This is a genomic window from Chitinophaga sp. (assembly GCF_035564935.1).
GTDB lineage: Bacteria > Bacteroidota > Bacteroidia > Chitinophagales > Chitinophagaceae > Chitinophaga.
Map to the genome: position 1 here is coordinate 1 of NZ_DATMTE010000021.1, position 6308 is coordinate 6308.

Sequence of the window (6308 nt, forward strand, 5' to 3'; positions counted from 1 at the left end):
ATCAGCTGATCCGGTTCCGCGGCATAGCTTCTTCCAAAAATGGCGCGTTTACCCGGTTCAATCATTCCGACTTTATCAGTCCGGTCGGCTTCCTTCCCAAAGAAATAACGATCCTGGTCGTTTACCAGTGCAAATATTGACCGGCTTACTGAAACCCTCGGTTCCCGCTGGTGGCCCGCTTTTTTCCATGCTTCTTTGTATAACCTGATCTGCTCGGCCTGCTGTACATGAAAAGGCTTACCACTTTCATCCTGCTTCAGGGTAGAACTTTGAAGATACATGCCGTTTTCCGCCGCCCAAACAGCTGTAGCATTAGACGCGGCGCCCCACCAGATACGTTCCCGTAATCCTTCCGAATATGGTTCCAAACGCAGCAGGCCCGGTGGATTCGGAAACATCGGGTTTGGGTTGGGCCTGGCGAATCCTATACCTTTTAACTTATCCAGGAATTGGAGGGCTTTACGGCGTCCCATGTCTGCGTCGGTTTCTCCTTCTGCCGGTTCATACCCGAAATACCGCCAGCCATCAATTACCTGTTCCGGCGATCCTCTGCTGATTCCCAATTGCAACCGGCCTTCCGAAATTAAGTCGGCGGCCCCGGCATCTTCCACCATATACAGCGGGTTCTCATAACGCATATCAATTACACCCGTTCCAATCTCTATTTTGCTTGTTTTGGCGCCGATAGCCGAAAGCAAAGGAAATGGCGATCCCAGCTGCGCTGCAAAATGATGTACCCGGAAATAGGCGCCGTCTAAACCGATTTCCTCCGCAGCAACCGCCAGGTCAATCGACTGCAGCAACGTATCACCCGCGGTACGGGTGCTATACGCAGGATGGTCTGACCAATGCCCAAACGATAAAAATCCTATTTTCTTCATAAATCTTCTTTCGGGACGAAAAATAACTCATTATTAAACAACAAAAAAGCACCACTAACACATAGGTTACTGTTTTCAGACCGGCGGTCATAACTGGCAAACGGCTATTCCGGGATGAACGGTAAAATCGAAGACGCTACCCTGCAGGAAATCACTTCCATTTATTCAGCCGGTGGACTGAACATAATGAGGAATGGCAGATGATATTTACCATGAAAGAAAATGATCTGTATGTACGTTGTCCAAAAGCGGGTCTACCGGAGTCAGAGTATATGCATTGAAAGAGAACTATTGTTATACGAAAGAAACGCCAATAAAATTTGAATTACTGGCGCAGCCAGATGGTAGTATGCTACTGGTTACCTATAACAATTCTGGCAAAGACGCCGAATGGAAACGCATTGATAAAACAAACGGCAAATAACTTTGGCGTGATTATCTTCCTTTAACAAGACGAACCAGCCAGATAAGGATCACTGATCCTATCAACGCAACTATCAGGGAACCGATAAATCCATTTCCCATATGTATACCCAGCTGGCCGAATAACCAGCCTCCCAGCCAGCCGCCAACAACGCCTACCAGGATATCTATCAGCACTCCAAATCCGTCGCCACGCATTAATTTACCTGCCAGCCAACCTGCAATGCCACCAATGAGTAAAGTCCATAACATAAGGAGATATTTTTGAGATAATTGAATGTAACAATTAATTGGCACTTACAGCATTTTTTTATATTAAGATGAAGGCCGCATTGATCCTTCTATCAATGCGGTCTTCATCCCGTTTATTTTTTGTGGAAAAACCGTTTAATAACCCGGGTTAGGTACCAGGTTGGGGTTCAGTGCCAGCTCTATTGCCGGGATAGGAAACACACGGCGGAAAACATCGTTATCAGCCGGTTTGAATCCCCACTTGCCTTCAAATTTGCCAAAACGGATCAGGTCATTTCTTCTCCAGGCTTCCCAGGCAAATTCGCGGGCGCGCTCTTCCAGGATCATAGGCAGCGTGGTTCCCACCAATGGCGTGGTACCGGCGCGACTACGGATCTTGTTCACCAGTACATCGGCGGTTTGCAGCTCCCCCTTTACAACCGTAGGCGCGGCGCCCCGGAGAATGGCTTCTGCCTTCATCATAATCACATCTGCCAGGCGCAGCACGGGAAGATCCGTGTTCTGGAACCGGGTGGCCGTATTCAGGTTTTTATCAGGATAATACTTGATGGAACGCACCCCCTTCAATTGCCCCCGCAAATCGTTGCCTACATCAAGCTTGGCTTCTCCACCGGCTTTCAGTGTTAAAGCAGGGGAAATTTCCACCCACCAGTCCACCGGCGCATCTGCACCGGGAGAAGAAGCATCCAGCGTTTTGGTAGTGGTATGAACAATGTTGGGCGTACCATCTTTGTTATACTGTTTACCGGATAACCAGGTATTGTTACGAACATCGTTCGGCTGGTTAAAATAGGCATAGAAGTCGGAAATAGTGCTCAGCGCCACACTGGGACCAAATGCCGCCGGCAGGTCGAAACGCTCTTTCAGGAAAGGGTGCAGGCAGAAACGGGTAAAGTGACAACCGGGAATAAGATTGGCATCATAAGGAATGGCGAAAATGGTTTCTTTGATCTGCGGACCATTATCCGGTTTAAATACTGACGCAAAATCAGCATCCAGTGAATAAGGCGCATTCAGGAGAATACTGTCTGCCATGGCCACCGCATCGGTATAACGCGGCGTACCGGTATAGTATTCTGCATTGAGATACATTTTTTCCAGCAATGCAAAGGCCAGCCATTTGGTAGCACGGCCGTAAGTGCTGCCATCCACCTTGGTAGTAAGATCAGGTAACGCTGATTTCAATGTGTTCTCAATAAAGGCAAATACCTCCTTACGCGGTTTCGTAGCCGGGAGCGTGTTTACCGGGAAGGTATCCAATATGGGGATGTTACCATACAGGTCCATCATAAAGAAATAGAAAAGCGAACGCATAGCCTTCAGCTCTGCAAGAGAAGCGGATTTATAATCCCCGGCAGGTAGCCCGTTCACCAGGTTGATGGCATTATTGGCAATATTGATGCCACCAAAACCCCATTGCCAGGAACTGATCACGAATGGGTGACTGCTGCCCCAGGTATGCAGGTGCATGAAACGGTATTTCCCGCCATCATCATAGTTACCATCGCGGGCAGGAATGATGGCCTCATCGGTAGAAAACTCCTGCAACATCCAGTAGTCCACTCCATAACTGAAACCGGTACCATTCATCCAGTAAGTGGCATCACCTGATTTGGTATTGGCCAGCTGGGAATACACAGCCCCTATAGCGGCTGCATAGGAGGCGCTGTTGGAAGGAAAATTGGAAGGCGTATACTTCGACGCTACATCTACATCCAGCTTACTGCAGGCGGTAAGCGCCAGTATGGCAAGCAGGAAAATACCAAGGATTCTTTTATAGCTCATATCTTTATTTTTAAATAGTCAGACGGATTAGAAAATAGCATTCAGACCAAAGATGAATGACCGGGTCTTAGGATAATAATTCCTGGCGTCAATACCGGGTGTGAGGCCACCAAGATCAATTTCAGGATCTATGCCTGTATAATCCGTAATAGTAAATACATTGTTAACGTTGCCGTATATACGCAGTTTACTGATGTAGTTACTTTTGATCCTGAAAGTATACCCCAGTGTAAGGTTATCCAAACGCAGGTAGGAGCCATTTTCCAGGAACCTGTCGGAGATCAGGAAAGAGTTCTTATCGTTGTAGGACTCCCCTGTTGTAAATTTCAGGATATTGGTCATTTTCGCATCTGTTGGCGTGTTCAACGCCGCGGTGGTAGCATTGAGTATCTTGTTGCCCGACACCCCGCGTATAAAGATATTCAGATCAAATCCCTTATAGGTGAAAGTGTTGCTCCATCCATAATTAATGCTGGGTTGTGCATTGCCTGCCTGCATCAGGTCGCCGATGCTGGGAGAGGTAGTAATCGAACCATCTGCCTTCTGATAGGTAGACACGCCATCTTTATCTTTCCCCATATAATGGAACAGGGTGAATGTACCAATGGGTTGTCCTTCCAGTATTTTCTGGCTCCAGTTACCGGATTGCCCTTTGCCACCAAGAATAGCGGTTGGAATGTCTTTCAATGTAAACCTTCCGCTGGAAAGTGCGCTGATGCTGTTGGTATTATGTGATACGTTGACAGATGTTTTCCATGAGAAATGCTTGCTACTCACCGGCTCGGCATTCAGCACTACTTCCACCCCCTTATTACTTACTTTACCAACGTTCGCCAGCAAGGTGGTGGTAATATATTGGGTGGTAGACACCGGGTAGTTCCAGATAAGATCTGAAGTTTGCTTATCGTAGTAGTCCACTGCACCGCTCAGCCGTCCCCTGAAGATGGTAAAGTCGATACCGGCATTGAGCATGGCGGTGCGTTCCCATTTCAGATCGGGGTTAGGATTTTGCACGGGAGCGATGGCATTGATCAGGTTACCATTATCATAATAACGGCCGGTGTTGCTGTATTGCAGTTGCGCCGCCAGCGGATCAAAGCCCAGCGAGTTACCAGACACACCATAACTTACCCTCAGCTTGAGGTCATCAAAGAAGTCGTTCTTTTTCATAAACGGTTCCTGGCTGATACGCCATCCTGCCGATACTGCCGGGAAGTAACCCCAGCGGTTGTTTTTACCAAAAGCAGAGGAGCCATCATTACGTAGTGATGCCTGGAAATAATATTTGTCTGCATACTGGTAATTGATCCTGCCATAGTAAGAAATCAAACGCAGGGTGGTAAGCGTGCTGGTGGCAGAGTTATCGAATACTACGGTGCCGGGAGGCGGGTTGCTCAGGCTAAGATTATTCCAGGAAAGCGCATCACTCCCAAAGCCCTGTGTGCTTACACCAAAGCCATCGCCGTTCTGGTCCTGCTGCCAGGAGTATCCGGCCAATACCTTGAAATTATGTTTACCAACGGTTTTATCGTAATTAAAATAAGACTCAATGATGTTACGGGTGTTTGTCCAGGCCAGGCGGGTAGCCTTACCATTGAGCCCTTTTGCGAGTACGGACAAACTGTTATAATACACATTTCTCGTTACCTGTTCCCGCTGGGTGGAAAGACTCAGCGTATAGGTAAGACCCGGGAGTATTTTCACTTCAGCAACACCATTACCCAGGAACTTATTGATCTTTGTTTCGTCGCTGTTGTTCTCAATGAGCGATACCGGGTTATTGCTGCCGCGGATATTACCGGCATAATCTTCCGTAAAGCTCCCGTCGGGTTGCTTTACCAGTACGGTAGGCAGGTAGTTGAGCATATTCGACAATACCGCATCGGGCACATTGTTTTGCGTGGTAGATGAATTGAAGATGTTCACGCCCAGTCGCAGGCGGTCGTTAAACGCGTATTGGTCGATGTTGGCGCGGATCCCCATCCTTTTCAGCGATGATCCCTCAATGATACCTGGATTGTCAAGATAGTTAATACTGAAACCATAGGTAGTGCTTTTGGAGCCGCCCATGAGCGACAGGTTATGATTATGAGAAACAGCATCGCGTTGTACTTCCTTTTGCCAGTCGGTATTTACCGGCGTGGTGGTACCCGGATACATATCGTTGTTAGCGGTGGCAAGTACCTGGCCATTATCTGCCAGGTATTTCCGTAATTCATCGCCGGTAAGCACTTCAAGCCGTTTGGATACTTTTTCAAGACCCACATAAGCATTATAGGCAATGCGCAGCTGATCCGCTTTAGGCCGGCGGGTGGTTACCATGATTACGCCATTGGCAGCCCTGGCGCCATAGATAGCAGTGGAAGCGCCATCCTTGAGAACATCGATGCTTGCTATATCATCCGGCGCCACCATATCGATTGGCGCGCCCGGCACACCATCAATTACGTAAAACGGCTCCTGGGCGCCACTGCGCAAGGTGGATGGTCCTCTCAGTATTACACTGGGGTTCTGGTTAGGGTTACCACTTTTGGTGATCGTTAACCCTGGCACTTTACCCTGTAGCAACATCGACGGAGACGCAATTACCCCCTGTGTAAATTCTCCCGGGCTTACAGAACTGATGGCCCCCGTCACATTCTTCTTACTGGTTTTACCATAACCGGTGATCACCACATCATTCAACTGCTTTAGCTGTGCCTGCAAAGATATATGGAGATCGTGCGCCCCATTTATCATTACATCCTTGCTTTCGTATCCTACAAATGCAACATGCAAGGTACTGTTACCACCAGCCACTTCTAAATGATAATTTCCCTCCACATCCGACACCACACCATTGCGCGTGCCAACTTCAGAAATACTTACACCCGGGAGGGGCTGATTTTTGTCGTCCGTAATCCGGCCCTGCACCTTGAATTTATCCTGCGCCAATGCCGGTAAACAGGCAATGCACAGACATACTAT

Annotated in this window: 4 protein-coding genes; all 4 read right to left on the reverse strand. The window is 48.1% G+C overall.

Going from position 1 to position 6308, the window contains the following annotated elements; genetic code table 11:
- Window positions 1–881 (reverse strand): LLM class flavin-dependent oxidoreductase (locus VN105_RS00680; protein ID WP_325636929.1); only part of this gene is annotated, 881 nt, incomplete at its 3' end.
- A gap of 435 nt (window positions 882–1316) precedes the next feature.
- A complete protein-coding gene (locus VN105_RS00685; protein ID WP_325636930.1) occupies window positions 1317–1556 on the reverse strand; it encodes a GlsB/YeaQ/YmgE family stress response membrane protein in 240 nt (79 codons plus the stop codon).
- 135 nt (window positions 1557–1691) lie between these two features.
- A complete protein-coding gene (locus tag VN105_RS00690; RefSeq protein WP_325636931.1) occupies window positions 1692–3341 on the reverse strand; it encodes a RagB/SusD family nutrient uptake outer membrane protein in 1650 nt (549 codons plus the stop codon).
- A gap of 27 nt (window positions 3342–3368) precedes the next feature.
- Window positions 3369–6308 (reverse strand): TonB-dependent receptor (locus VN105_RS00695; protein ID WP_325636932.1); only part of this gene is annotated, 2940 nt, incomplete at its 5' end.

Coding starts and splice junctions, on each gene's coding strand:
- VN105_RS00685 (WP_325636930.1), bottom strand. CDS start 1,556: ATGTTATGGACTTTACTCATTGGTGGCATTGCAGGTTGGCTGGCAGGT.
- VN105_RS00690 (WP_325636931.1), bottom strand. CDS start 3,341: ATGAGCTATAAAAGAATCCTTGGTATTTTCCTGCTTGCCATACTGGCG.